The following is a 1,014-nucleotide window of genomic DNA, read 5'->3' as shown; positions in this document are numbered from 1 at the left end:
CTTCTGGTGTTCTTCGCGGGGGATGCGGAGGCGGGCTTGGGCGACGAAGTCGCGGAAGGGGAGGGGGGTGGGGAGTTGGTCCTGGTGTCCGTTGAGGTGGGCGCGGACTTCGTCGAGGACGATGGCGAGGGCGGTGTGGTCCTGGATGAGGTGGTGGATGTGGAGGGCGAGGAGCCAGCGGTCGGTGTGGGGTTCGGGGGTGGTGTAGGCGCGTAGGAGGGGGGCTTGGGTGATGTCCATGGACCGGCCGGTGGCGGTCAGGAGTCGGGTGGCGGTGTCGGCGCCGGTGGTGTCGTTGTCGTCGGTGTTGTGGGGGAGGTGGATGGTGTGGGTGGGGAGGGGGGCGTTGCGGGTGACGACCTGGAGGGGTTCGCGTTGGCCGTTCCAGATGATGGCGGTGCGCAGGATGTCGTGGCGGTTGATGACGTGTTGGAGGGCGGTGAGGAAGTCGGTGAGGCGTTGGTGGGTGTCGAAGGCCATGAGGGCCGGGAGGACGTAGACGTCGGTTCCGGTGTCGGCCTCCATGAGGTGGTGGAAGAAGATGCCTTCCTGGAGGGGGGCGAGGGGGTAGATGTCGGCGATGTTGGGGGCGCCGCCGGGGATTTGGGTGGTGAGGTGGTTGATCTCGTCGGTGGTGAGGTCGGCGAGGGTGATCATGTCGGGGGTGATGGTGGTGGTGTTGGTGGGGATGAGGTTGGGGGGGACGGGGATTTCGTGGTGGGTTGTGGTGGTGGTGAGGCCTGCGACGGTGGGGGAGGCGAAGAGGGTGCGGACGTCGATGGGCAGGCCGTGGTTGCGGAGGCGTTCGACGAGGGTGACGGCGAGGAGGGAGTGGCCGCCGAGTTCGAAGAAGTTGTCGTCGATGGTGACGGTGGGGAGGCCGAGGACGTCGGCGAAGACGGCGCAGAGGGTTTCTTCTTCGGGGGTGCGGGGTGCGCGTCCTGCGGTGGTGGCCGTGTAGTTCGGGGCGGGGAGGGCGTTGCGGTCGAGCTTGCCGTTGGCCGTCAGCGGCAG

Annotated in this window: 1 protein-coding gene; it reads right to left on the bottom strand. The window is 67.9% G+C overall.

Annotated features, from left to right (window positions below; all coding sequences use genetic code 11):
• Positions 1 to 1,014: condensation domain-containing protein (locus ACZ6NC_RS41990; RefSeq protein WP_465739158.1), on the bottom strand; the 1,014-nt coding region annotated here is incomplete at both ends.

Source organism: Kitasatospora sp. NPDC041988 (assembly GCF_055588525.1).
Note: the sequence above shows the minus strand (reverse complement) of the source record. Positions and strands in the feature narration are given on the sequence as shown.